Origin of the sequence: Candidatus Pelagibacter sp., from assembly GCF_052049815.1 — a bacterium.
GTDB lineage: Bacteria > Pseudomonadota > Alphaproteobacteria > Pelagibacterales > Pelagibacteraceae > Pelagibacter.
On record NZ_JBNGZG010000089.1, the window covers coordinates 1 to 1629 of the forward strand.

The 1629-nt window shown below is 23.0% G+C and carries 1 protein-coding gene and 1 pseudogene; both read right to left on the reverse strand.

Going from position 1 to position 1629, the window contains the following annotated elements:
- On the reverse strand, positions 1-638 hold a 638-nt coding region (locus ACTT9D_RS07335; RefSeq protein WP_440931128.1), incomplete at its 3' end, for a glycosyltransferase.
- A pseudogene (locus ACTT9D_RS07340) lies at positions 631-1629 on the reverse strand (hypothetical protein); the annotation flags it as partial. The gene ACTT9D_RS07335 and the pseudogene ACTT9D_RS07340, both read right to left, overlap by 8 nt.

Genomic DNA, 1629 nt, shown 5'->3' on the forward strand with positions numbered 1-1629 from the left:
ATTTTGCTTTTACTATTATATCTTCTATTAAAATTTATGTTTACATCTTGAGTTTTTAAGGTTTGTTTACAATTTATCAAAAAATCAGCGAGTATTTTAAATCCTTTAGCAAAAAAAAATTTTTCATTTCTTAAATAAATTTCCTTATTAAACATGAAAAATCCACTCATAGGATCTTTTGTTTTGATATCAAAAATTTTAAAACAAAATATTAAAAAAATTGAAACATACCTTCTTATTTCTGAAAGACCTTTATTATTGGGTTCAAATAATTTTCTTGTTCCAATAACAATATCTAATTTATTATTTGATATTTTTTCATACATAGCAGGTATATATTTTGGGTCATGTTGAAGATCTCCATCCATAATTAGAATTTTTGAATATTTTGTTATTTTAATTCCACTTATACAAGATTTACTTAAATCTCTTTTTCCAGATCGGAATATTGGTTTAAAAAAATTATATTTTTTTTTTAATTTTTTTAGTAACTTTCTTGATCCATCTAAGGATGAGTCATCCACAAAAATGATCTCAAATTTATAATTTTTTATTGTATTTTTTATTTTTTTAGTAAGAGGTAAGATGTTTTTTTCTTCATTAAATATAGGTATTACAATACTTAATTCTTTACTCATCTTTAAAGTTTTTTTCCTGAATAATCTGATTAACAGTTTCTCTTAAATAAGGGTTTAATTCAATTGCATCTTTAAAATGTTTTTGTGCAAGTTCATTTTGACCAAGTTTTTTTAACAAAACTGATGAATTGTACAGAGCAGTTGCATGCATTGGATTATGCACTGTTGCTAACATAAAATTACCCAAAGCATCTTCTGTTCTGTTTAATTTATCTAAAACTAATCCTTTTAAAAAATAAACATCATCAATTTCGGGATCTGTAATTTTAATTTTTGCTGGTTCGTTTTTATATTTTTCAATTAGCTTGTCAAAATCAGCAAATATCTCATCTATAATCAATAATGAGTTTTCAAATTCGTTGTAATTAAAAAAATATTTAGCTAGTTTAAATTTTAGAGGTGGATCATAAATGGTTTCGTTTTTATAGTAATCCAAAAAATATTCCTCACCATATAAATTTCCTTTACTTTTGTAGTAATTAACAAAACCTAAAATATAGTCATATCTTTTTGGATATAAGTTATGTAGCTGATACAGATTAAACAAGTATTTTTTTTCATTATCCTCTACAATCGCGTTAGCTAATGGAACTGTAAAATTATAATGATAATAATTTTCAGGACTATTTTTGTAAGCTTCAACAAAAAATTTTGTATTATATTCATATACTAAACTTCTGTCTTTTTTGATTATCGCAAATAAAATTAAAGTCACTAGTAAAGAGCTAGTGATTGCTACATTAAAATATTTTTTTTTCAAAAATTTAATTGAAAGCCAAGCAAATAATATAGATAGCGATGGTATTGAATTATATTGATATCTTTCTGCGAGTTTTGAAATTAAAGGAAATCCTTTTTCAATTAAGTTGAATAAAATTGGCATACTTAATGTAGCTGCTATCCAAATCATAATTATCATCAAAAAAGGATCTTTAAATTTGAAAAGATTAATGAGTGATAGAATAAAAATACAAATAAAAAATAAAAAAAT